Below are 23,773 nucleotides of genomic sequence, written 5' to 3' on the forward strand. Positions count from 1 at the left end.
TTACACCATAACTTTTTCCAACTTTGATCAGACGATACCAGTTCCGTAAGGTGGTAAAAACTCCAAAATAATGTTTGGCATTTCTTCCCTAATCTCGTCTAGAATTTCTTGCTTTTTGTGAAAGCTTGCATTGTCTAAAATGATCACAATTTTCGGACCATTTTTATGAAAATCCTCCTCTTTATTTCCTTGCTCTATCCATTCTCTTTGTATGTCTTTGTAAAATATCAATAACACACTCTTAAAGTTTTGAGAGTTACCAGTTGTAATAAAATCAACCCACCGTTTTTTGTCAGAATATCTAACGCCGCCCATTACATTGACTCTTCCTTTTCGTCTATCTCCTCTAACTTTTTTTTGCTTTCCTTTTTTTGTCCATTGTTTTCTGCGTATTACTCTTAAACTAAAGCCACTTTCGTCCCAAAACCATATCTGGATTGACTCCGGCTTTTCTCTCACAAGCTTTTTATACTCATCAAATTTCTTTTTAAACTTCTCTCTTGCTTGCTCATCTTGTTTATCTTCTAGACTATACTTTGCCCAAATATAGACAAATTTCTTTTTTTTTAGAATATTTCTCAGTTGTGTATTGCCTAGTAATATACCTGTTTCTTTTTCCATATGTGTTGCTAATCTTGCTACTGTCCAACGCCCAAATTCATAACCGAACTCTTCCGGCTCTTTGATTATTATTTCGGTCAATTTCTCTATATATTCTTCTGTTACTTTCCTATGATTTCCTTTCTTTCTTTTGTCTCTCAAGCTTTCTATATCTTTTGGATTTCCATTGTTGCACCAGTACCAGACTTGTCTTTTACAACATCCTAGTAATTCTGATATTTCATCATATTTTTTCCCTTCATTCCTCAGTAATAGAATTAATATTCTTTCTCTTGTAATCCATATTCCGTACCAATTAGAAGAAAATAAATAATTTAAAATTTACACTCTATATGCAGGCATCATTAGCCATCACAACACTAGATATAGACGGAGAAGGAAAGACTATAGTAGTGCGTTTATCAGTGCTTTTGTGCTGCATAAAGAGGCGTACTTTTGTTGATCAGCAGATTGTGATTCCTGAAACCTTTGTGGGGAAGCACTTCTGCTAATCTAGACTTATTCGTATTAATTAAAATTCTTGTTGCCAAGTACGGAATGTGGGTTTTTACATCACTGATTAATCCTAGTAGTAAATATTTGAAATATTCATAGGCTCTCACTTCTGGAAATAAGTCTTTGTACAATTCACCGTAGCTATTCATGAAATGTACTACTGGCTTTGCGGCTCTTGGCTTTGTCATATACCCCACCTTGCCTCTAGCCTTTTTTCTTCATTATAGCTCTCTTGCTCTGACAAAAGAGAGTTGCCTAGACTTAACCCATTTCCGAACAATACTCATTCAGACTAATTCAAACCGCCAAAGAACGTTAAAATTAGCTAGGCTTGGGGTTTTAGGAAGTCAAGGATGGCGATTGATTGGGTAAAAAGGCGGAACTGGTTTGCGATCGCCCTTCAGTGGCGAGGCTCTGTTATTCCAGCAATTTTACCGCGCACTTTGCTTTGTGTGGCTTTTTCCCTATTGGTGTTATTAGTTTACAAACGAGGGTTTTCAATTGGTCTGGCACCAACGGCCAGCGTACTACTTAACTTGGTTTTGGGGCTACTTTTAGTCTTTCGGACAAATACCGCTTATGAACGATTTTGGGAAGGTCGTCGGCTTTGGGGTAATCTGATTAACAACATTCGCAATCTGGCCAGACATATTTGGGTAATTATCTTAGAAAAGGAAGAAAGCGATCGCCAAGAAAAGGAAGCCACGTTGGACTTATTAGCGGCTTTTGCAGTAGCCATGAAAACTCATTTACGTCAGGAAGTCTTAGATGAAGAAATTGCCGTTTTATTATCGCCAACTTGTTATGCTAAATTGCACCAAATGAACAATCCTTCCTTGGAGATTGCGCTTTGGATTCAGGATTATTTACAGCATCAGTATCATCGTCGTTGTGTTAATTTGCATCAGTTATCGGATATGCAGCAGCTTTTGAATAACATGGTAGATACGCTGGGTGGTTGCGAGCGTATTCTCAGAACCCCTATCCCCTTAGCCTATGCGATTCATCTCAGACAACTCCTTTTAATTTATTGTTTGCTTTTACCCTTTCAATTTGTGAGAGAATTTGGTTGGTACACTATTGTTTTTGTGGCAATTCTCAGCTTTACCCTATTTGGGGTTGAGGAAATTGGCATTGAAATCGAAAATCCTTTTGGCAGAGATCCTAATGATTTAAAGCTAGATAACTTTTGTGCCACTATCTGCACTAATGTCAATGACCTCAAAAAAGTAGAGCCTCTGAGTGCAAAGTTTCCTCCCTTTTCTGATGTTTCATCATTTGTTTAGTTAAGGGAAGCTAAGAATGGAAGTGTTAGAGATTTTTGAACAATCTTTGATTTTTACGCTGGCCATTGCTATACCTAGCACGGTGATAATTTGCATTTTTAAGTTTAGCCCGCCAACTTTGGGGGATTTGGGGGGCGAAAATCTCAATCTATGACCACGCAAAGATAGTTACAGTGATACTTAATTTGTTACGATTACACTAATGTATTGCCGATAACAAACAATTAGCTAATGTACACAGTTGTAACAGATGTGTGGGACTAAAAATTTAATTTTGTTATGGACGTAACTGGATTCGAACCAGTGACCCCATCGATGTCAACGATGTACTCTAACCAACTGAGCTATACGTCCGTGTGGGAAACCACTATAACATAGATTCAACTTATTAGACAAGGGTTTTGAGCCTGTAATTTGGGATCATGGTCGGGGATTTCTAGATGCGAAAATAATGACTGACGATTTTGACAATACGATCGCTGGCCTTTCCGTCTCCAAAGGGATTAATGGCATTGGCCATCTGTTGATAGGCAGTTGGACTACTCAATAATTCCCGTGCTGCATTAACTACCGTATCAGGCTCTGTTCCCACTAACTTGGCTGTTCCGGCTGCGATCGCCTCTGGTCGTTCAGTCGTTTCCCGTAACACTAACACCGGTTTGCCTAAACTAGGAGCTTCTTCTTGCAGTCCGCCGGAATCGGTTAGTAGTAAATAGGAGCGTTGAATAGCCCCGACCAGTTGACCATAATCCAATGGTTCAGTTAAAAAGACTTTGGGATGTTCCCCTAAGCGTTGCTGAATAGGTTCTCTGACCGTAGGATTGCGATGTAGGGGGAGTAATAGGGCGGTATCTGGAAATTCTGCTAAAATACGCTCAAAACTGGTGATAATGTCCTTTAACGGCTCTCCCCAATTTTCTCGACGGTGAACTGTTGCCAATAGGACTCGATAGCGATCCCACTCTAGTCCAGCAATGGGACAAGCTGGTTCTTGACTAGCCACCGTTAACAAGGCATCAATGACCGTATTGCCCGTTAAATGAACCTCTCCTGTTACTCCAGAACGTCCTAAGTTTTCGAGGGCCAATTGAGTAGGCGCGAAGTGTAATTGGGTTAATTGAGAAATCAGGCGACGATTAGCTTCTTCAGGATAGGGATTATAAATATTGTCGGTTCTTAGTCCGGCTTCCACATGACCAACGGGAATTTGCTGATAAAAGGCGGCGAGGGTGGCGGCAAAGGCAGTGGTCGTGTCTCCCTGTACAATCACCAGTTGCGGCGATCGCGCTTTGAATAATTGTTCTAAACCCTGCAAACTGCGACAGGTAATCTCGGTTAGCGTTTGTTTCGGCTGCATAATTTTTAAGTCTTCATCGGCCGTTAAGTGAAATAGTTCCATCACTTGCTCTACCATTTCCCGATGTTGTCCTGTCAAAATTACTTGGGTTTCAAAGGCGGGATGCTTCTGGAATTGTTGGATAACAGGGGCTAACTTAATGGCTTCGGGACGTGTCCCTAGGGTAATACAGACAGAGAGACGAGAAGAGGTCATGAAAAATTAATAATTTTGGCCAGAGGACTACATTTTTCCCATTGTACGCAAGATGGTTTCTTTCTCGGCTAAGAATTCTACTGTCAGGGAATTTTTCTTGATATATTAATGCCTTATCCTGTCTGCTCTCTGCCATGTCCCTAGAGGTTGCTCCGTCTCATCCCTTATTAGTTAATCTTTCCTTTCTATTAGCAGAAGCCACTGGTATTAGTATCTATGCCGCCAATATTTTCCCCTATTTAAAATCTCTTGAGCCGACGCTATTAACGAGTCATTCCTATCCTCATTTTAACTGTTATTCTATCCCTCCTAACTTAACTCCTGCCCAGGGTAGAAAAGGTCATTTTGATCGTCTAGGCTGGACACAATTTCAGTTACCGAAAATCTATCAAACACTACAGGCAGAATTATTATTTTCCCCTGTTCCTGAAGCTCCTCTCTTTTCTCAATGCCGCTCGGTGGTGATGCTCCATGATCTGATTCCTTTGCGGTTTCCGAAATGGACTTCTCCACTTATGCCCTATTTTCACTTTTATATTCCGGCCGTTTTACGGCAAGCTGAACATATTCTCTGCAATTCCCAGGCAACGGCTGATGATGCTATTAATTTTTTAGGTATTCCTGCCCGTAAAATTACACCTATTTTATTAGGATATGATCAACAACATTTCCGCCCTTTGGAGCTTTCAAGCAAGGTAAAAACGTCTTCTCAGCCTTATTTTCTTTATCTGGGTCGTCATGATCCCCATAAAAATGTTTCTCGTTTAATTACGGCTTTTTCCCAGTTAGCTTCACCCCAGGATTATCAACTTTGGCTGGCTGGCCCTCGCGATCGCCGTTATACCCCCAAATTATTAGCTCAAGCGCGGGAGTTAGGCATTGAACAACAGGTAAAGTGCCTGGATTATGTTCCCTATCACCAATTACCGATATTAATGAATCAGGCTCTAGGAATGGTTTTTCCCTCTCTGTGGGAAGGTTTTGGCTTTCCTGTGTTAGAAGGGATGGCCTGTGGAACCCCAGTGATTACTTCTAATTTGTCTTCTTTACCCGAAGTTGCCGGAGAGGCGGCCTTATTAGTCAATCCCTACAATGTTCAAGAACTTGCCCAGGCGATGCAACAATTGTGTGATGATTCCGATCTGCGATCGCAGTTAAGACAACGGGGTTTAGAACGGGCCAAAACCTTTAGTTGGCAAAAGACCGGTCAAGCTACCGTAGCGGTTTTACGTCAGTTAAGATAGTTGTTATGTTCTTTTAAGATCGAGCCTGATCGGGAATAGAGTCTATGCTGCCGTCTTGGCTTTATATTGGTGGGATTACCTTTGCGATCGCCTTTGGGCTAAACCGTCTTTCACCGAGGGATTTGCGCTGGTTTAACCGTTTGCGTCGTCCAGCCTGGTTAATCTTTGAGTGGGCCATTCCCTGGATTTGGATCAGTATTTTTATCTGTGGTGCCTGGTCTGCCACCGTTCTTTGGGAAACGGCTCCCCATCAATCCCTGACCTGGGCAATGTTAGCGGGCTATCTCGTCCTAGAAGTCGTGATTATGGCCTACACCCCCGTGATGTGTAAGTTGCGAAGTCTGCGGGTCGGAACGGCGATCGGTGCCACTGGCTTTTTTCTCGGCTTAGGATTAGCGGTTTGGGTATTTCCCGTTTCAGCAGTCGCGGGTGGTCTATTAATTCCCTATTTACTCTGGAGTCCCATCGGAACCTATGTTACCTGGGCTATGATTCCTTTAAATTTGGGAGAATTGTAGAGAGAAAAATGAGCATCAACGCTGGTGGCCTAAGGAACAAATTTAAGCATCTTGACTTCCTAAAGACCTAAACTCTAATCTAGATCCAGATCCCCCTGAAGTGTAGTCAAAGAGAAGGTTTAACGCAAAATTGTCTATTAAAGAGTCTATCGTTCGCTATCTTATCCCCTTTTATGATCCCAGTGTCTCTTCCTGGTCGGGAGAAGCTCGACTATTGCGCTGGTTTACCCTGGCTTGGCTATTAATGGGATTAATTGTTCTGTTTTCGGCTTCCTATCCTGAAGGGGTTGCGAACTATGACGATGGGCTTTATATCATCAAGCGTCAATTACTGTTTACCTGGCTAGGGTTGATCTGTTTTAACTTCATTGTGCGATCGCCCCTCACCAATATCCTAAAGATCACACCTTGGATGATCTTGGTTTTTCTGGGTTTAATCTTCTTGACCTTGCTGGGATTGGGGACTGAGGTTAATGGTGCTACTCGTTGGATTGCCCTGGGCCCTTTTCTGTTACAACCCTCTGAATTCATGAAGCCTTTTTTGGTACTTCAGAGTGCCTATCTGTTTGGCAATTGGCCACGATTACCTTGGCGAGTTCGTCTGCTTTGGCTGGCAATGTTTGGACTCATTTTAGGCGGTATTTTACTTCAGCCGAATCTAAGTACCACTGCCCTTTGTGGCATGACGATCTGGTTAATTGCCCTAGCCTCTGGCTTGCCCTTTATTTATCTGGGAACGACTTCCGTTCTAGGCGTTTTAACGGCTGTGGCCAGTGTTAGCTTTCGGGAATATCAACGTAAACGGATTACCTCTTTTATGGATCCCTGGGCCGATCCGATGGGCAATGGCTATCAATTAGTGCAAAGTCTCTATGCTGTTGGTTCTGGGGGATTAACGGGAACGGGCTATGGGATGTCCCAACAAAAGTTATTCTATCTTCCCATTCAATATACGGATTTTATTTTTTCTGTCTTTGCCGAGGAATTTGGGTTTATTGGCGGCATCGGCTTACTCTTCTTTTTACTGCTTTATGCCACCTTAGGACTACGGGTTGCCATGCGTTGTCGTCATCGGGTCAAACGATTGGTGGCGATCGGAGTAGTCATTGTTTTAATTGGTCAATCTCTCCTCAATATCGGCGTGGCAACTGGGGCCTTACCCACGACAGGTTTACCCTTTCCCCTATTTAGCTATGGAGGCAGTTCTAGTTTAGCCAGCTTAATTCTCGCGGCTTTAATTATTCGGGTCGCACGGGAGAGCAACGAGGCAGATGTGGTTTCTCTTAATCAATCTAGCAAGCCCTCTTTCTCCGCTTAGACAAATTCAGGAATCTGGTTATCTGCCCAGCCTAATTCGCTTGGCTCAATAGGTGTTTTGGGGAGTTAAGCAAGTAGATTTTGTAGTAAAGAACTCAAAAGGGCTTTGCCACGTTTTTTGGAATTATGGACAAACTCAAAGAAACCCAGATATAAAGGCAGTTTTTCCTGAGAAATCCCCCGATGGGGACGTAACCAAGAGCGCAAAAGCGACCAAAATCCTTCCATCGTGTTGACATGGACTTCGCAAAAGCCATCGCCATCTTCGTCACGAGCATATTCTCCTGCTCCATGACACACTGTTTTATGGGGATAACCCCACTCAGTCAAGGCATTGTAAATGGCATACTCATCAGTATAAACTTGGCTACCTAGCATAATTGTTGCTTTAATAAGAGGTTCAATCGTGGTTCGTTGGACGTTGTCAAGCATCCGAATGACAACTTCTCCCCCTCGCTCAATCATGCCGAAAATTGGCGGTTTTTCTTTCTCAAGCGTACCTCGACCTCGACTTCCTTTGAGGCGGTTAGTCCGTCCCTGTCGTCCTTTTTTTTGACCGCATCAGGATTACCTTTGTGTCCTGCTGTTACATAGACTTCATCGCATTCTACTTCCCCAGACAATTGCACTTCACCTTTGCCATCCACAATTCCTTGCCGTAATTGAGTCGTCATTTTTTGCACATCATCCTTATCTAGTCCCAGTTCCTTTGCAATCTGACCATTTGATAAGTTCAAACCCATTAAATACAAACACAGTATCCACACTCGCAACGGTTGATGGTGTCCAGCAAAAATTGTATCGGTAAGTCATCAAAATTTACTCCACACCCTTTACACTGATAGCGTTGCCGCTCTACTTGGGTTTCATCCTTGCCTCGTTTAATGATACTTAAACTGTTACATTTGGGACAGCAGATCGCCGACAGCCATCGCATTTTTCTGACAGTTTCATAGCACTTGGCATCATCGAGCAGATGGATTAGGTTGATTTCTAGCATTCAGCGTCAGAGAGAATCATTTATAGCCTTTATCCTACCAGCCTTCTATACCTCCCCGAAACACCTATTGAGCCTTTAAAATAACCTTCCAAGTCCTGTGTATCGATGGGAATATTGTGGGTAAGGTTTATTAGACGGATTAGCTTGCGAGGCAGATGATCTGGGGTTAGGGTAAGATAATGCCAAAATAAACTGTTTCTAGCAGAACACATGGAAAAATTGTACGAAGGTAAAGCCAAGATTCTCTATCCCACCGATGATCCAGGGATCCTGCTCACCATCTTTAAAGATGATGCCACCGCCTTCAATGCCCAAAAACGGGGACAAATTCAGGGCAAGGGAGAAATTAACTGTGCAATTTCGGCGGCCCTCTTTCAATGGTTAGCGTCTTTAGGCATTCCCACCCACTACCTAGATCAACCCACTGCCAACCAAATGCGGGTCAAAGCAGTCAAAATTGTTCCCTTAGAAGTAGTAGTACGAAATATTGCGGCGGGAAGTCTCTGTAAACAAACAGGATTACCAGAAGGCAAAGTGTTGCCCTTTCCCCTGGTGGAATTCTATTTAAAAGATGATGCTCTGGGGGATCCCCTGCTGACACGCGATCGCATTTTGGTGCTAGAAATTGCCACTGAGCCGGAATTACAACAACTTCAAGCCTTAGCCCTAACCATTAATCAACACTTAATAGCCTTCTTTAATCGCTGTCATATCACCCTAGTAGATTTTAAATTGGAATTTGGGATAGACTCTCAAGGTGAACTGCTATTAGCCGACGAAATTAGTCCAGATACTTGCCGATTGTGGGATCAGTCCCAAAGTGATCCGCAAGCCAGGGTTTTAGATAAAGATCGCTTTCGTCGAGACCTGGGACAAATCGAATCCGCTTATCAAACCGTGCAACAACGGGTACTAGCAGAGCTTTCCTCACGGCTCCAGACTTGAGACTCAGAATACATTCAGGAACATTCTGAAGGCAGAAAAGTCAAGATGCAAGGCGAAAACAGTCTATTATCTGACTTGTCCTAGGGAAATTTGGCCATTATAATCAGCCAAAAATAGCACGATTCTGAAAACGATTTATTTATTCACTATTTATTGCTTGATTGGGTGTTTGGACGTGTCAAAAGAGATTAAAATCGCGCATTACTCCCCTCTTTTCAGTCTTCTACTGACGACAATGGGGATGTTGGTTTATCCTGCGATCACAACTACGCCGCAGGCGATCGCGAAAGGCGCGACGATTACCCCTTTTCGGACTCCTGAATCTGGCCCGAACTGGGCTTTTCCTTACCAGCCTCAACTGGTCAATGCCAAGACAATTTTTAAAACTCAGTCTCTTCAATCGGGCCCGTCTTTCCTTGCCCAAGACCCAACCCCCGAAGCCGCACCCTCCCCAGCAACACCGGCCACTGAAACCCCACCTCCTCAACCAGAGACTGAGCCAAAAGAACAGCCCAAGGAACAGCCGGCTACTCCCACCAGTACTGAACCCAAGCCCAGTGAAAATATTCCCACTTTTCAGCCTCCAGCCCCCGGAAGTGCTAATCCCAGTGTTAGTGAACCCAGTCCTCCTACTACGGGCAATGAACCTCGTGTATTAGTCAGTGAAGTGGCAATCGTAGGCGGTAATCCTGAACTAGAACAATTAGTTTATAACGTCATTCGCACTAAACCTGGCCGCACCACCACGCGCTCCCAACTTCAGGAAGATGTCAATGCCATTTATGCGACGGGCTTTTTTGGCAACGTCAAAGTCTCCCCAGAAGATACACCATTAGGGGTTAAGGTTACTTTTCAGGTACAACCCAACCCCACATTTAAAACCGTTGCTATTGACACCGTACCAGCCAGTGACAAGGCCCGTATTCTGCCGGATAAGGTAGTTCAAGAGACCTTTGGAGAACAATACGGCAAAATTCTCAATCTCAGAGATTTGCAAGAAGGCATCAAAAAAATTAATGAATGGTATTCCAGTAATGGCTATGACCTAGCTCAGATTGTTGGCTCTCCCAAAATTGGAGAAGATGGTACTGTCACCCTGGTGATTGCGGAAGGGATTGTTCAAAATATTCAAATCCGCTTTTTTAACGCGGAAGATGAACCCGCCGAAGGTCGTACCCGTGATTTTATCGTCACTCGCGAAATGCAGCTTAAGCCAGGAGATGTTTTTAATCGCAACTTAGCCCAAACGGATTTGCAACGGATCTATGGTTTAGGTCTATTTGAAGATGCCCGCCTGTCCTTTACACCAGGGACTGATCCCAGGGAAGTGATTGTCAATGTGGATGTGGTAGAAGGCAATACGGGATCGATCGCTGCCGGTGCCGGTATTAGCAGTACCAGTGGTCTATTTGGAACCTTGAGTTATCAGGAGAAAAACCTCGGTGGCAATGCCCAAACCCTGGGAACAGAATTTCAATTGGGGGAACGGGAACTGCTCTTTGATGTTAGTTTTACCGATCCTTGGATTGCTGGCGATCCTTACCGAACCTCCTATTCTGTCAATGGCTTCCGTCGTCGTACTATCTCTTTGGTCTATGATGGTAATAACTCTTCGATTAGAACCCTGAACGGTTTTGATAGTCCCAGGGTTGTTCGTACCGGATTAGGGGTGAATTTCTCCCGTCCGTTAGCGAAAGATGTGTTTTCCATCCCTGATTGGCGATTATCAACCGGTTTTCTCTATCAACATGTTGTCCTTGAAAACTCTAGTGGTGATGTGTCTTCCTTATCGGCTCCGATTAACGGCTTTGGAGAACAGCTACTGGCCTTCAATCAGGGGGGGATTGACGATCTCTTTATTCTCTCTTTTGGTGCTTCTCAGGATAACCGTAATAGTCCTTTGCAACCCACCAGTGGTTCTGTCACTCGCATCAATATGGAGCAGTCAGTTCCTTTGAGTTCTAATGGCATTATCTTTAACCGTGTCCGAGGCAGTTACAGCTACTATATTCCGGTAGATTGGTTGAATTTAACGAGTTTTGGTTTTACGGAGTCCACTCAGCCCCAAACGATCGCCTTTAATATTCAGGGAGGAACAGTCTTTGGTGATTTACCCCCCTATGAAGCCTATATTGTTGGGGGAAGTAACTCAGTTCGGGGCTATGCAGAAGGAGAATTGGGGAACGGTCGGAGTTATGTGCAGGCCACAGCAGAATATCGTTTTCCCATTATTTCGGCGGTGGGGGGTGCGCTCTTCTTTGACTATGGTTCAACCTTAGGTTCAGACTACGCAGTACCAGGGATTCCTTCGGTGATTCGGGGTTTACCGGGTCAAGGTTACGGTTATGGCATTGGGGTACGGATTCAATCGCCAGTGGGCCCCATTCGGATTGACTATGGTATCAATGAGCAGGGGGGATCACGGGTGAACTTTGGGATTGGAGAGAAATTCTAAGTATGCCCAGAACTCTAAAAGCCAGTTTTGCGATCGCGGGGGTGGGGCTACATTCGGGGATTACCACCCAGGTAAGGGTTTTACCTTCTCAGACTGGGCAAGGACGTTATTTTGTGCGGGTAGATTTGCCAGATCGCCCTCGGATTCCGGCCAGTTTGGGGATTGTGCGGGAGGCAATGCTGTCAACGGAATTGGGAGAAAGTCCGGCTACGGTTCGTACGGTAGAACATTTGTTGGCAGCTCTCGTGGCCAGTGGGGTGGATGAAGCTTGTATTGAAATTGATGGCTCGGAAGTGCCGCTTTTGGATGGTTCTGCCCAGGTTTGGGTGGAGGCGATCGCTGAGGTTGGGGTAACTTCTCTTGCAATGGATGATCCGAGCCGATCAGTAATCCATGAACCAATTTGGTATCAGGAAGGAGATGCCTTTGTAGCAGCCTTGCCCTGTTCAGAGTTACGGTTTAGTTACGGTGTAGATTATCCCTATGCCATCATTGGTCGTCAATGGTTTACCTGGCTTCCCGATCTCGAACCCTTTGCAACCGCGATCGCCCCAGCCCGTACCTTTGGTTTTGCCGATCAAATTGAACAGTTACAACAGGCCGGTTTAATTAAAGGCGGTAGTTTGGAGAATGCTTTGGTCTGCGATCAGGAAAAATGGCTTAATCCGCCTCTGCGCTTTGTTGATGAACCTGTGCGCCATAAGTTACTGGATCTGATTGGTGATTTAAGTTTGTTGGGAAATATTCCCCAAGCCCATTTTCTGGCCTATAAGGCCAGTCATAAATTGCATACTCAATTAGCCAAGCGCGTTGCTGAACAGTTAGGACTTTTCTCTGCATAAACGGCGAAAGTTTACTTCAAAAAGATTTGTTATTGATGATTATTGACTAAGTTTGTGACATATTCTGTAAACAAAGGACACAAATAAAATAGGGTCTTGTTTTCTTTTTTTCGGTTAACTAAAGAACGTTTCTGTAAAGATTGCAAAGCGTTAATCAGTTCTGTTGATGGCAGATCGAGACTTTCTTTCAAGTCTTCTCTTGATGTGGGTTTTCCTAGCTTACTCAAGACTAAAACCATTTCTTTTTCTACCTTCGATAACCGCTCAAACAAAAGTTTAAACTGCGATCGCATCCTATTGGAGAGAATTAGAGCTTCTTCTGCCAAAAAGTCGGCAACACTATCATCAAAAAAGTCTTTGATTAAGGTGGCAATCTCCTGTAAATACTGAGGATTCCCCCGATATAAATCTATTAAGCTTGACCAACTATCTTGATCTTTTAGTTGTCTATATTCTAAAATTTCTGTGCTATCTAGTCCTGATAATTCTAGCATTTTTATGTGATACAGTTCTTCATCTAGGCAGTGCATTTCGGGACATTGTTCTTGGCTAATTAAAATAACGCTGCTCTGATGTTGGCTTTCTGTAAGGGTTTTAAACCAGTTTTGATAGTCAAGGTATTGAGTTTGATATTGTCCCGCTAATTCACCACTAATGAATAAGTTTTGTAGGTCATCTAAAATGATTAGGGATTTTTTCTCGGTTAATAGTGCCGAAACTTGTTTGAGTTTACCACTAATGTTATCTTGAGGTTCCTGTTGGCAAGTCGTCAATATTTCATCAAATAAAGATTCTAAGGGTTTGGGAAATTTGAGATTTTTCCAAATAATAATTTCAAAGTTTTCGAGGTTTAGATCAACAAATTTTTTAACGAGGGTTGTTTTACCAATGCCAAATATACCTAAAACAGAAATTAAGCTAATATTTTGATTAATTATCCAGTTAGAGAGAGTTTCGAGTTCAGTTTTTCTATTATAAAAGTTGATTATTGGAGGGGCAAAAGTTAAATCTTGATATATTCTATTTTTTCTAGTTTCTGGGAATTGAGACTTGGCTTTATCAGGATAATTATAAACATTAAAACTATGATCATTTGTGCTGTGATTTTGTATAATTACTGGCCAGTCAGTAAATCTTAATCTTTCAAGAGTTGAACGAAAATTAGTTTTTTTAACCTCTTCTCCTAAAACTTCCGATAACAATTGCCATAAACCAGCCCCCACATCTCCCACATAATTTTTATTAAAACTGGCCTGTTTTGCCATATCACCATAGGTTTGTTTTTGCCAGGTTCCCTCAATTACGGCCTTTTGAACGTCGTCCAGGTGTTTACCCGTGTGTTCCAGCACTAACCGATCCATAAATTGTAACACTTCGTTTACATCCATTAGAACTATGTAGGATAAGGATTTGGCGTATTATAGCTGATTTTGATCCCATTTTTTCTAATCTTTTCTGCTTTTTTCTGAAGTTCACAGTAAATACAACTGACGTAAAAATCTGTTTTTTACTAGTTCCCAAACCTCTATAGTTTTTGCTAAGGTACAGAAAATCTAATAAAACCAGTAAGAGCATTCGCTATCTATGCGATCTATTTAGTTTAGAATTTGGAACTTAATCCGTTAAAGGTATTGTTATGCCAAAGTTTGTTTTAGATAGTTACGCGCTTGATGCTAAAAAATCAATGCAAGCTAAAGCGAGTTAAGCATGTGGGACTTAGTATTCCAGGCTGCTGCTGCCCTTCTAGTAGGTGCAGCCGTTGGTTATGGTGTGGCAGCGATTATTGATGCTCTATCAAAAGCTTTTGCTGAACTATGGAAAAACATGGTCGCAGAAGCCAAAGCAATCTTTGGTTACATCAGTGAAGCTACGCAGCACTATCTAGCCTTAATAGCTCAATTTCTAGACACTAATTGGTCAGATATTGGAGCCTATTTACGCGCGGAGTTGGGTTACTCCTCTGATTGGCTAGTGGCAGTTTTTCAACAGGGTCAAGAAGTTTTTCTTGCCTTTGCAAACCCTCAAACTTATCAAGAGCAATCCCGAACAATTTCTGTGGGAATTGCCGAGGATCAAGCTCAATTACCTGGTGAACAAAATCCGATTATAACCCGATTAAAACTAGCTTAAAATTTTATCTATAAAACGTAAGGAGAATTACATGGGCTTTTTCTCATGGTTAGGAAGTTTAGTTGATCAACTTTTAGAGTGGCTTGGTCAGATATTTGCTGCCTTTATTAATGCACTAGTTAATCTACTACAGTTAATCTGGGAAACGGCAGTTGCGACTGTTTTAATCGCGGCTTTTGGTTTGGTTTCCATCCTATATGTTATGTTTTATGCAGGTGCAGTTTTGGGTGAAACCATTATGGAGATTTGGGATCCAGCCTCCTATACAACAAAACCATCCCAGGTATTTGCTTTAGAACAAGCCCCTCAAGATTCACCACTACCGACCAATCGTTCGGAAGCTAAACGATTAAAGTTACAAAACTGGTCTTAATTTAATTTAATGAGGACTTAAATCCATGTCAGACTCTTCCAATAATAAAAACGTTTTCTTGAGAATTGGTTTTGAATCTTCATCGGATCAGGGAACATTAAAAAAAATTGAATTGTTTGGTGTGCCTGGCAAATCATCAGCAAATAATCAGCTTGCCATCAGTCCAAATATACGAAGTTTTTTTGATGACTTAATTGCCAGAGTTATTTTTCGGAAAGCTTGTCTTGTTCGCGAGTGTGATTTTCAATCTCTTAAAATTTGGCTCTATGATACACAAACAAAAAATCGAGATAGAGGCTATCAGATTCCTTCCTTAGATGAACACGATTTAGAAATTGCTTCTAATGTATCATCTTCTAAATTAGAAAAAATTTATGTGCTAGATAATCAACTGACGGAAAAAGAGTATGAACAATGGGCAAAAATTGCAAACGACATATTTTTACCTTTGTTTCTCAAATTTAGCTCACCACCCGAAATGCCAACAGAATTAGCCAATCATCCGTTGGTTAAGTTGATAGAGTCAAGTCCCTTAGTTCAATTAATAGAGTCTAGTCCTTTTGGTAGAGCATTCGGAACAGTTGGCCAAACTTTAAATCCCTATAGTGAAATGAAGCAAAAGCTATTTTTTAATGCACTAATTATCCAAATTGATTAAAATAGCATTTTAAAATTTATGCGAAAAACCAACAATCAATCAACAAGACAATCTCACAACATAATTGATTGTATTAGTCAGTTTATACAGAACTTATTCTCCCAGAGTAATAAAAATTATTCCACCTCTCCAGAGAACCAAACAGACAGTCTGACGGAAATTCCCGCGTTCCTACGAACTGCTCTTATAACAATATGGGATAGCAATATTGCCCCTATTTTGACTACTGAATTTGGTTCAGAAACTGAAGTTTTATACGTCATCTTTTATCAAGGTGATAATGAGTCTGGAGCTATTATGGAGATTTGGGATCCTAATTATGTTGAGACAAAACCTTCTCAGGTCTTTGCACTTGAGTGTGGTATTTCTGAAAATACAGAAACTCTTGCTAAAAATCGTTCAGAAGCTAAACGTCTTAAACTACAAAACTGGTCTTCATTTTCAACTTCAAGCTAAAAAAGTATAAGGAGTTTAAACAATGCCACGAGTTGATCCAATTCCCCCCAAACGTGATAGCGTACCAAATTTTCAAGATAGTGCGGATAATGATGCCGCCCATACCAGTAAACGGCGAGGTTTTGTCCGTTTTAGTGAAATTGTTAGAAGACAACAGAGAAATTCTAAGGCGTTTCCCGAATTTATCTTAGAAAAATTGGAGCCAATTTGGGAAGAAGAAATTGAACCCGTTTTAATTTCAGAATTTGGTCGTCGTAGTACCTTGTATATTATCTTTTTTCTTAAACAAGAACAGAATCAGGTTGTGATGGAAATTTGGGATCCTAACTATGTTGAGACCAAGCCTTCTCAAGTTTTTAGAATTGATAATGTACCCAAATCTATTACTAACTATCTCCCTGTAAGTCGCTCACAGGCAGAAATAGGAATTTTAACAGATTGGTAAGCTTAACTAAAAAAAGAGGTAAAACTATGCCCAGACTAGACGATTTTCTTCGAGCTGCGGGTGAAACCGTTAAAGTTGATGATGAAAAAGAGAATTCTAAATCAACTGCTGATGATCCTGAAAATGCTCAAAATAAAGATGAAGATTCTCAATCTAATATTGATTTTGATTTTTATCTAAGAGAGGGAAAATATACATTAGATGATGTCATTTTGCCAGATCAAACCAAACGTCAAGTTGATTTAATCTTGGCAGAAATGGAGTATCAGGAATTGATCTATCAAGAGTGGGGCATGGCAGACAAACACAAATTAGATAAATCTCTATCTATTAATTTTTCTGGCCCACCAGGAACGGGAAAAACTTTGACGGCGGAGGCTCTTGCTCTGTCCCTAAATCTTAAAATTCTTGATGTTCCTTATGAGCAACTAGAATCTAAATATGTTGGAGAAACGCCTAAAAATATTCAGAGAGCTTTTGAATTTGCCACACAAAATAATGCGGTTTTGTTTTTTGATGAAGCTGATTCTTTCTTAGGCAAACGATTAGAAAATGTTACTCAAGCAACAGATACAGCCGTTAACTTGACTCGCAGTGTGATGATTAAGCAATTGTCAATATATGCAGGAATTGTTGTTTTTGCTACTAATTTAGTTCGTAACTATGATCCTGCTTTTGTTAGCCGAATACGCTGGAAAGTGCAGTTCGACTTACCGAATGAAGAAGCAAGGCAGAAAATTTGGCAAGTGCAAATTCCAAGCCAACTTCCTTTGGATAGTTCTGTTAATTTCACTGAATTGGCTAAAGAATTTGATGAAATTTCAGGCAGAGATATTAAAAATGCTGTTTTTCAAGGTGTAGTTGCTGCGGCTAGAGAGGATAAATTAAAAGCAGAAAAATGTGTTACTCAAACTCACTTTAGCGAGGCAATTACCGAAATTATCAAAGCCAATAAAGCCTCTTTAAAACCGCAATTAACTTTGACTCCTGTTGAAGGTGATATTCCTTTACCTGATGCTCCTAGTAGTTTAACCGATTCTGAAATATCTGAACAATAGTGCGATCGTCTAAAATCAGTGCGATCGCCGCTCACCTGAATTTGGTTAACGAAAGGAAACCCAACATTTCCACACAAACAATATGCCCTGCCACAATTAATTAATACCATGATCATTTAATTTGTTAAGTTGTGTTCCTTAACCCGACTTACCGTTATTTATGGTGCGATCAGCGATTACTGTGGCTTAAACTTGTTTATTTTTAGCTTTGATTCTGATCATTTTGGTACATCAACTAAAATCTTCTCACGCTTCGGAGGAATAGGGATAGAAAGACCTTGAGAAAGATAGTATTCTTTGGTTAATTCCCAGGCAGTTTTCAACTCCTCCAAAGCCTCTTGAGGCGTATCACCAAAGGCAGAAATATTAGGCATCTCTTGAAAATATGCCAACCAATCCTCTTGCTCATCCATGTATAAACTAATGGTAAAATTATCAAAATTATAGTTTGTTAAAGACATTAGCCTTTTTCCTCCTGATAAATAAAAAATTGTTGAATTTGATAAGGTTTCGCTTTACCATCTTTACGCGGCTGAATTGGTAATATTTGCCCTTTTGGGGAAATCCATAAACGATGACTTCCCTTTTGTCGTTCTAATGTCCAATTACTTTGACGTAGAAGTGTTTCAAACTCATCAAAACTTAAATTTTGAGGGCTTTCTTTTGCTTTTTGCCAAAGTTTATTTCTTTTTGTCATCTCTAAAATAAAACCGTAATGCGATCGCTGCTTTTGTCAGGTACATTACTTAACGCGCCTTTTTACTTTTAATTATAATGCGTTACTCCACATTAACACATTCTACCGCTTGTAGTGCGATCGCATTTTAGCATTTGAAGGGCGATCGCAAAATCAAGTTAACAATTTAGATGTTAACGCTATGAAGTCCGCAAAAATAAACCTAACGTTAAAATTTGTGTACCATGATAAAACTTTAAAGATAATAAATGATTGTCAAGAGAAACTAAATAATCAGCCTTTGCCTCATAGGCGGCTGCCAGAAACATATTATCATCAGGATCTATATTATCTAAAATAGTCGCCTCATAAACCCCTTCAATTTGGATCGCTAAGGTTTCAATAATTGTCACTAAATTCTCTACCAATTCTAACCTAACTCCTTTTCGCAAAAGAACAATAACTAATTCCTCTTGTAGTTGAGGAGAAATAACCAAAGTAAAGTCGCCCTGTTGCCATTTCTGTAAAATTTTATTAGGTGCAGATTCAGCATTTGTACTGAGGATAGCCGCAGTAAAAACAGAAGAATCTAAAACAACTTTTAGCATTGAGCTAGGTTCCATTAATTTCCTGATATTTCTGAATGTCTTTCATACTCTTCAGCAATAGTATCTTTCATTTGATTAAAATCATCCCATAACTGCGATGCTGGTTTCTGAGGATTAGCTAATGCCCGCTGTCTAGCCCCATCTAGAATCTCCCTCGCTTGTGTAACTTCTATAAGCGTTGGTTTGTCAGATAAATCTTGTTGAATGAGATCTAAAAACTGTAAAACATCTTCTTGCTTTTCGACAGAAAGATTACGGAACCTGTTAATCACCACTTGCTCAAGATTAGTCATTATCTATTAATCCTCAGTCTAATTTTCAGATTTATTAATATTATATTATATACAACTCCACACAAGCAATATTTCCTTCCAAAATTAATTAACACCATTATCATTTAATTTGTCGGGTTGCGTTCCTTAAACCAAGCAACAATTACTAATTTATAAATCAGGCTTTTTCACAGTTGAACTAGATAAATCTTGAGACTTTTTAATAAATTTCTCATCAAAAGTATAAAACTCTAAACAATGATGACTAGACGCTAAATGAAAAGCATCAGCAAAATAAAGTCCATTTTCATATCATTCAATAACTTGTAACATTAATCTTTCATTAGTCAAATCCATATTCGGTAAACCAAAAACTTTTCTAAAAGCCTGACAAATTTCAACAGACTTAAACTTATAGGCAAATCGCAATACCCATTCAGTTTCTAAAATTACTGTGTCAGCAATAAAAATATTCTGATTCTGGAATACTTTTAAACTTTTTTGATATTGCTCATCATCATCACTTGTCATTAATCTAACAAGAATATTTGTATTGATAGCAATCATTGATGACCTAATTCTTGTATCCCTTGAGCAATTGCTTGATCCATTTCTTCAATAGTTTTTACCTTCCCTTGATAGTTTAAACAACCCGCAAGTTCATCTAATCTAGTTTCCGAGAAAAGTTTTTTAGGCTTTACTAAAACTCCATCCCCTATATTAATTAGGATTAATTCTTGACCCTCTTCCCACTGCTCTCGTAACGACTGAGGAACAGTCACTTGACCCTGACTAGATAGTTTTGTAGTTTCCATTACCAGAATCTTAAAAAAGTTTTTCTATTTGAGTCTAACATAAAATGAGCAGTGCGATCGCATTTTAGCATTTGAAGTAATTAGCGCGATCGCCGTTTCCATCGTTGATCAACAAATAAAATATAACTTAATTTTAAATTTTCATAAAAACTCAACATTTTTATAGATGTAATCAGGTTCTAAACATTCCCAAATCAAGACTAAATTGCTGATAATTTTTCCAATAGACTGACGTTGATGCGAATAAATAATACCACAATGTTCTAATTCCATTGCAGACAAAACCAGAAAATCATCATCAAAGGTGAAAATGACTCTCCCTTGCGATAAAGCATAAGCTAATTGCTCCTCATCAGAAGCCCCAATTAATCCCTCATCTGGAGAAGTTGTAACATCAATCCCTCGCATCCTTAAACCTTGGGCGATCGCATTAGAAACACTTTCATCAAGATGAAACTTAAGCTTATTTGTCATTATTTCCCCTTTAAAATTTTTTCAACCAAGGAAGGTTTATCCCCTTGTAACTGTTTAGCAAAATTTTCACTGGATTCAATATCTTGACGAATTTCTTCTCGATGATCATGATAATAAGCTAAAGCCGCATAAATGTCAGCTAAAGTAATAGTTGGATAATTATAAACAATTTCATCGGGAGACATTGCCATTTTTTCATGCCAAATAACAATATCTTGCACTTTAATACGATGGCCAGTGATGCGAGGTTTTCCCCCACAAATACCAGGCGTGACTTCAATATGTTGTGTAAGAACTAAAGATGACATAATACTAATTTAATTTACTTATACGGATTATAGCATTTTTTCTTGATAAATGGCGATCTCCACTCTCGTCGGTTGTTTTGACGTAAGGAAGCCCACCACTTCCACACAAATAATATTCCCTTCCAAATTTAATTAACACCATTATCATTTAATTTGTTGGGTTGCGTTCTTTAACCCAAACTACGATTACTCTCTTTGACAAAATCCGATGGACTTAAAATTGGCAATATTTCACGATAAAGATGAAGAATTAATAAATCTTGATCTCCTGTAATTAAGACACTTGCTAAACCATTAATTGCTACATCTAAGTATTTGTTATCCTTTGTATCTCGACAATCATTGATTAACTCCAAAATCGAGACTAACTCGGCGGCAGCCCTAAATTCTGCTAAAAATCTTTGACGACGTACTAAAGAAAGATAACGATCAAATTTAGGACGAAATATTACATTTTCGCACTCAGTGAAAGTTTCAATCGAAATTAATAAGATGCCAGTGTCAAGAGCTTTTTGATAAGCTAAATTAGCAGTAAAATTAGGAGATAAAACAGCACTAGCTAAGACATTAGCATCCAAAACATAGCGATTAAGCATCACTGTTAAGTATCTCGTCTAATAGTTCTGATGGGGTGCATCCCACTTAAGATAATACATTGACACTCAAAAGAGGAGACTTAAGATAATACATTGACACTCAAAAGAGGAGAGTGATTGAGATAAGCACATCGTAGCCGAAGAATACGAGAAACATTATGAAGATGCCAACGTGCTCCCGACAATTTAACCCTAGCTCCCACCTGTTTAATCTTAGACTCCACATCACCAGAACCAATCACAATACCAAGCTGTTGATAGTATTGGTAATCAGGGATACGCTGATAATGCTTCGTCAAATAGGCTTGAAAATTCTTTGCCCTCTTGCTTTTGACTCCATCAAACGCATCTATTGCCTTGTTCACAAAACCCCGCCACAGTAAATGCTCCACTGCTTCTAGCCGTTTGAGAGAGCCACCCACTTTGAACAGATTCTCCTTGAGATGATACCAATCCAACACCTCTCGTCGTATCAGCCACGATTGAGTGGCGAAACTCTCTACCGCATTCCAGATTCCGGGATGACCATCTCCCAAAAAGGTCACTATTGGGGACAAAGGTTGAACATTGCTCCAATTCTTTAAGCCCTCTGGGTCTTGGAAAAAGGCTTCACAGACATTGCCATGAAGACTCACCAGTTTATAATCTCGCCACTGTCCCCCTTCCTTCTCCTCGCCCCGCAGACAAATCTTTCCCCCATCTATACTGACCCCCGCACTCTCTGACTGAGCTTGAGCTAAGGGCAGTTCTGTCCGTTCTACCAAGCGATGTAAACTGCTATGTCCTACTTTTATCCCCATCAACTCCTCTATATCTTCTTCTGCTTGTTGGTAGGATGTTTTCGCACTGGCTCTTAGACAGCATTTCTCTAAACCTGGACTTAAGACGATTTTTGGCGACACCTTTAGTTTTCTGGCTTGTTTTTGGCTTATTTCCACTTCTCCGACTAGGGTTTTGATTTTTCGCTTGTTTCCAGACCGTTTTTTTCCCCCTTCTGAAAAAAAAACTCCCCCATTGTTGGCCCCACAATTTCTAACATCTGGGTTCTGACTTCTACTTCGATGCTTCCAAAGTCCTTCTGTTTCTCTGGTTCCGTATATTTGCGCAAGATACGGGCTGATTCGGTGAGATGCTGTTTTAACAGTGCTTTTTCTTCTGGGGGAATCGGTAACATACTTTTTTCGCTCATCAGTTTTTTTCCATTTTACCCCAGATTCTATGTACTACTTTATCCGGGATGTACCCGTTCTGATGTTAGTCCATTTGCCTGAGCTTCCGCCCCTAAATCCGCCGATATTTTTTTTAAACGAAGATTTTTTATCCTTACCAAATCCTCATAATCATTCATCGAAATAATAGCCACATAATTGCGGTCATGTTCCTTAACAAGAATAGGTTCTTGCTGGGCAGTAGCCATAATGTAAGCAAAATCTTCCTTGACTTCTGAAACTGAAACTTGTCGCATTTTGTTTGAGATATAAATGCGGTTACTGTAACATACTCCATAGTGCGATCGCTAGGTTGTAGCCGATCGCGTCAGGGCGAACGCATCAAAATTCTAGACCCTTTATTTGACAAGTCTTTTAGCATTTCATAAAAAATCAATAATGATTGCTGAAACCTTTACCTAGCCTATCGTTCAAAAATAAGATGCGTTTGCCCTGCTTGTAGTGCGATCACAGTTTCGTTATTTGTAATTGAATAGTGGCGATCGCTGACATCAATTTTTAATTCCAATGCGATCGCCTGCCTTTGATAACTAAAATCTTATTCCTTTACTCCTCATTTTCGATTTTTGCCATTGCATCAAAATGGTCTTGTGCAAATCGTTCCTTAAGTTCGGAAAAAGAAGAAATCATCTCTACTCTTGGCATTTCTTTCTTACCAAATAATTGTTTTTCATTAAAAAACACAATAGCATAAGTTTCGTCATCATCAAGATCAAATTGAATGATTATATCTCGACTATCTTCTCGTCGGCAAGATGGGAAAACCTTCTTTTTATAAAGTGGATGACCTGGCCCAATCTGCTTTTGAAGATATTCGATATAATGATCGGCTGCCTCAAGAGGTAACATCGTCCAAGGCCACTCAACCTTAAGCGTTAATTCCTCTTTTCTTTTCTTCACAAATATCTTGGCTGCTTCAAAAGCGGCTTCGGGATCGGCGTAACCAGAATGATCACTTTCTTCATCGCCCCCATAGACAGAGCGACATTGAAACCAATATTCCCCATCGCCTTCAAGAACTTCAAGAAGGTAATCTTGATATATGCCTTGTTTGAGAATAATATTTTCATGGAAGTCTTGCATAGGTCAGAAGTCAATTTAGCTAGAGTCAATGACAATATTATATTAGACTGTTGCGAATACAGATTCTTTTTTGAGTTATTCTGCAACACGAGACTTTAGCCAATTATCTAGTTCAGCAACATTGTCAAAATCTAGCAAGGCTTCCCCCAAATCCTCTAACTGCTCCAGAGAAAGTTGATTAATTGCTTGAATACAACGGCTGCCCATCGCCCCAAACCGCTTTGATAAAAGACTCAACAGTAATTGTGTCTCTCCTTCCTGCTTTGCCTCTTGATAGACTCGCGTTTGTTTGATGTCTGTTAATAAAAACATAGACT

At 40.3% G+C, this 23,773-nt stretch carries 30 protein-coding genes, 1 tRNA gene and 2 pseudogenes; 13 read left to right on the forward strand and 20 right to left on the reverse strand.

Features of this window, described 5'->3' with window-relative positions; genetic code table 11:
- Positions 1-45 precede the first annotated feature (45 nt).
- Positions 46-894 (reverse strand): annotated as a pseudogene (locus KA717_11550) (IS630 family transposase).
- A gap of 575 nt (positions 895-1,469) precedes the next feature.
- Here KA717_11550 and KA717_11555 point away from each other — a divergent pair.
- Positions 1,470-2,402, forward strand: coding sequence for a hypothetical protein (locus KA717_11555; protein UXE63227.1), 933 nt, complete (start codon positions 1,470-1,472; stop codon positions 2,400-2,402).
- Positions 2,403-2,682: 280 nt separating this feature from the next.
- On the opposite strand, the gene KA717_11560 is transcribed toward KA717_11555, so the two are convergent.
- Together KA717_11560 and wecB are read right to left on the reverse strand one after the other, a co-directional pair.
- Positions 2,683-2,756 (reverse strand) — tRNA-Val (locus KA717_11560).
- Between the two features lie 82 nt (positions 2,757-2,838).
- Entirely contained in the window at positions 2,839-3,954 is a 1,116-nt protein-coding gene (gene wecB, locus KA717_11565; GenBank protein ID UXE63228.1) for a UDP-N-acetylglucosamine 2-epimerase (non-hydrolyzing), read from the reverse strand.
- Between the two features lie 134 nt (positions 3,955-4,088).
- Between wecB and KA717_11570 the strand changes: the two genes are divergently transcribed.
- From KA717_11570 to KA717_11580, 3 genes are all read left to right on the forward strand, one after another.
- Positions 4,089-5,198, forward strand: a complete 1,110-nt coding sequence (locus KA717_11570; protein ID UXE63229.1) for a glycosyltransferase family 4 protein — start codon at positions 4,089-4,091, stop codon at positions 5,196-5,198.
- A 44-nt stretch (positions 5,199-5,242) separates the two neighbouring features.
- Positions 5,243-5,716 (forward strand): TspO/MBR family protein, encoded by a 474-nt coding sequence (locus tag KA717_11575; GenBank protein ID UXE63230.1) that lies wholly within the window; start codon positions 5,243-5,245, stop codon positions 5,714-5,716.
- Between the two features lie 130 nt (positions 5,717-5,846).
- Positions 5,847-7,034, forward strand: coding sequence for an FtsW/RodA/SpoVE family cell cycle protein (locus tag KA717_11580; protein UXE63231.1), 1,188 nt, complete (start codon positions 5,847-5,849; stop codon positions 7,032-7,034).
- 65 nt (positions 7,035-7,099) lie between these two features.
- On the opposite strand, the pseudogene KA717_11585 reads toward KA717_11580, so the two are convergent.
- Positions 7,100-7,522: pseudogene (locus KA717_11585) on the reverse strand (IS1595 family transposase).
- Positions 7,495-7,785 (reverse strand): hypothetical protein, encoded by a 291-nt coding sequence (locus tag KA717_11590; GenBank protein ID UXE63232.1) that lies wholly within the window; start codon positions 7,783-7,785, stop codon positions 7,495-7,497. Before KA717_11590 ends, KA717_11585 begins: the two are co-directional and overlap by 28 nt.
- A 458-nt stretch (positions 7,786-8,243) precedes the next feature.
- On the opposite strand from KA717_11590, the gene KA717_11595 reads away from it, so the two are divergent.
- The 3 genes from KA717_11595 (at position 8,244) to lpxC (ending at position 12,275) form a co-directional block, all read left to right on the forward strand.
- A complete protein-coding gene (locus KA717_11595) occupies positions 8,244-8,978 on the forward strand; it encodes a phosphoribosylaminoimidazolesuccinocarboxamide synthase (GenBank protein ID UXE63233.1) in 735 nt (244 codons plus the stop codon).
- 241 nt (positions 8,979-9,219) lie between these two features.
- Positions 9,220-11,433, forward strand: a complete 2,214-nt coding sequence (locus KA717_11600) for a BamA/TamA family outer membrane protein (protein UXE63234.1) — start codon at positions 9,220-9,222, stop codon at positions 11,431-11,433.
- 2 nt (positions 11,434-11,435) lie between these two features.
- A complete protein-coding gene (gene lpxC / locus KA717_11605) occupies positions 11,436-12,275 on the forward strand; it encodes a UDP-3-O-acyl-N-acetylglucosamine deacetylase (protein ID UXE63235.1) in 840 nt (279 codons plus the stop codon).
- Between the two features lie 29 nt (positions 12,276-12,304).
- On the opposite strand, the gene KA717_11610 is transcribed toward lpxC, so the two are convergent.
- Complete coding sequence (locus KA717_11610) at positions 12,305-13,636, reverse strand: ATP-binding protein (protein ID UXE63236.1); 1,332 nt, start codon at positions 13,634-13,636, stop codon at positions 12,305-12,307.
- Positions 13,637-13,982: 346 nt separating this feature from the next.
- Here KA717_11610 and KA717_11615 point away from each other — a divergent pair, with 346 nt between their 5' ends.
- The 6 genes from KA717_11615 to KA717_11640 are packed head-to-tail and all read left to right on the forward strand — an operon-like array spanning position 13,983 to position 17,395.
- Positions 13,983-14,405, forward strand: a complete 423-nt coding sequence (locus KA717_11615; GenBank protein UXE63237.1) for a hypothetical protein — start codon at positions 13,983-13,985, stop codon at positions 14,403-14,405.
- Positions 14,406-14,436: 31 nt separating this feature from the next.
- On the forward strand, positions 14,437-14,778 hold the full coding sequence (locus tag KA717_11620) for a hypothetical protein (GenBank protein UXE63238.1): 342 nt from the start codon (positions 14,437-14,439) through the stop codon (positions 14,776-14,778).
- Positions 14,779-14,803: 25 nt separating this feature from the next.
- On the forward strand, positions 14,804-15,436 hold the full coding sequence (locus KA717_11625; protein ID UXE63239.1) for a hypothetical protein: 633 nt from the start codon (positions 14,804-14,806) through the stop codon (positions 15,434-15,436).
- A gap of 18 nt (positions 15,437-15,454) precedes the next feature.
- The gene (locus tag KA717_11630; protein UXE63240.1) at positions 15,455-15,892 is read left to right on the forward strand and encodes a hypothetical protein; all 438 of its coding nucleotides are present in this window, start codon (positions 15,455-15,457) and stop codon (positions 15,890-15,892) included.
- 22 nt (positions 15,893-15,914) lie between these two features.
- A complete protein-coding gene (locus KA717_11635; GenBank protein UXE63241.1) occupies positions 15,915-16,337 on the forward strand; it encodes a hypothetical protein in 423 nt (140 codons plus the stop codon).
- Entirely contained in the window at positions 16,331-17,395 is a 1,065-nt protein-coding gene (locus tag KA717_11640; protein UXE63242.1) for an ATP-binding protein, read from the forward strand. The genes KA717_11635 and KA717_11640 overlap by 7 nt, the downstream gene beginning before the upstream one ends.
- Positions 17,396-17,613: 218 nt before the next feature.
- Here KA717_11640 and KA717_11645 read toward each other — a convergent pair whose 3' ends face one another.
- From KA717_11645 to KA717_11710, 14 genes are all read right to left on the reverse strand, one after another.
- Complete coding sequence (locus tag KA717_11645) at positions 17,614-17,856, reverse strand: type II toxin-antitoxin system HicB family antitoxin (protein UXE63243.1); 243 nt, start codon at positions 17,854-17,856, stop codon at positions 17,614-17,616.
- Entirely contained in the window at positions 17,856-18,092 is a 237-nt protein-coding gene (locus KA717_11650) for a type II toxin-antitoxin system HicA family toxin (GenBank protein ID UXE63244.1), read from the reverse strand. Before KA717_11650 ends, KA717_11645 begins: the two co-directional genes overlap by 1 nt.
- Before the next feature lie 179 nt (positions 18,093-18,271).
- The gene (locus tag KA717_11655; protein UXE63245.1) at positions 18,272-18,694 is read right to left on the reverse strand and encodes a putative toxin-antitoxin system toxin component, PIN family; all 423 of its coding nucleotides are present in this window, start codon (positions 18,692-18,694) and stop codon (positions 18,272-18,274) included.
- Entirely contained in the window at positions 18,694-18,972 is a 279-nt protein-coding gene (locus tag KA717_11660) for a hypothetical protein (protein UXE63246.1), read from the reverse strand. Before KA717_11660 ends, KA717_11655 begins: the two co-directional genes overlap by 1 nt.
- A 291-nt stretch (positions 18,973-19,263) precedes the next feature.
- Entirely contained in the window at positions 19,264-19,482 is a 219-nt protein-coding gene (locus tag KA717_11665; GenBank protein ID UXE63247.1) for a hypothetical protein, read from the reverse strand.
- Between the two features lie 32 nt (positions 19,483-19,514).
- A complete protein-coding gene (locus KA717_11670; GenBank protein ID UXE63248.1) occupies positions 19,515-19,766 on the reverse strand; it encodes an AbrB/MazE/SpoVT family DNA-binding domain-containing protein in 252 nt (83 codons plus the stop codon).
- Between the two features lie 141 nt (positions 19,767-19,907).
- A complete protein-coding gene (locus tag KA717_11675; protein UXE63249.1) occupies positions 19,908-20,240 on the reverse strand; it encodes a DUF5615 family PIN-like protein in 333 nt (110 codons plus the stop codon).
- Positions 20,240-20,548, reverse strand: coding sequence for a DUF433 domain-containing protein (locus KA717_11680; protein UXE63250.1), 309 nt, complete (start codon positions 20,546-20,548; stop codon positions 20,240-20,242). The genes KA717_11675 and KA717_11680 overlap by 1 nt, the downstream gene beginning before the upstream one ends.
- Before the next feature lie 170 nt (positions 20,549-20,718).
- The gene (locus tag KA717_11685; GenBank protein ID UXE63251.1) at positions 20,719-21,144 is read right to left on the reverse strand and encodes a putative toxin-antitoxin system toxin component, PIN family; all 426 of its coding nucleotides are present in this window, start codon (positions 21,142-21,144) and stop codon (positions 20,719-20,721) included.
- An 80-nt stretch (positions 21,145-21,224) separates the two neighbouring features.
- A complete protein-coding gene (locus KA717_11690; protein UXE64633.1) occupies positions 21,225-22,103 on the reverse strand; it encodes an ISKra4 family transposase in 879 nt (292 codons plus the stop codon).
- Positions 22,091-22,333 (reverse strand): hypothetical protein, encoded by a 243-nt coding sequence (locus tag KA717_11695; GenBank protein ID UXE63252.1) that lies wholly within the window; start codon positions 22,331-22,333, stop codon positions 22,091-22,093. The genes KA717_11690 and KA717_11695 overlap by 13 nt, the downstream gene beginning before the upstream one ends.
- A 39-nt stretch (positions 22,334-22,372) precedes the next feature.
- Complete coding sequence (locus KA717_11700) at positions 22,373-22,561, reverse strand: hypothetical protein (GenBank protein ID UXE63253.1); 189 nt, start codon at positions 22,559-22,561, stop codon at positions 22,373-22,375.
- A 358-nt stretch (positions 22,562-22,919) separates the two neighbouring features.
- The gene (locus tag KA717_11705; GenBank protein UXE63254.1) at positions 22,920-23,456 is read right to left on the reverse strand and encodes a hypothetical protein; all 537 of its coding nucleotides are present in this window, start codon (positions 23,454-23,456) and stop codon (positions 22,920-22,922) included.
- Between the two features lie 75 nt (positions 23,457-23,531).
- Positions 23,532-23,768 carry a DUF4351 domain-containing protein gene (locus KA717_11710; GenBank protein UXE63255.1) on the reverse strand — a complete coding sequence of 79 codons (237 nt, stop codon included), beginning with the start codon at positions 23,766-23,768 and terminating at the stop codon, positions 23,532-23,534.
- Between the last annotated feature and the right edge of the window lie 5 nt (positions 23,769-23,773).

Origin of the sequence: Woronichinia naegeliana WA131, assembly GCA_025370055.1 — a bacterium.
GTDB classification, from domain to species: domain Bacteria; phylum Cyanobacteriota; class Cyanobacteriia; order Cyanobacteriales; family Microcystaceae; genus Woronichinia; species Woronichinia naegeliana.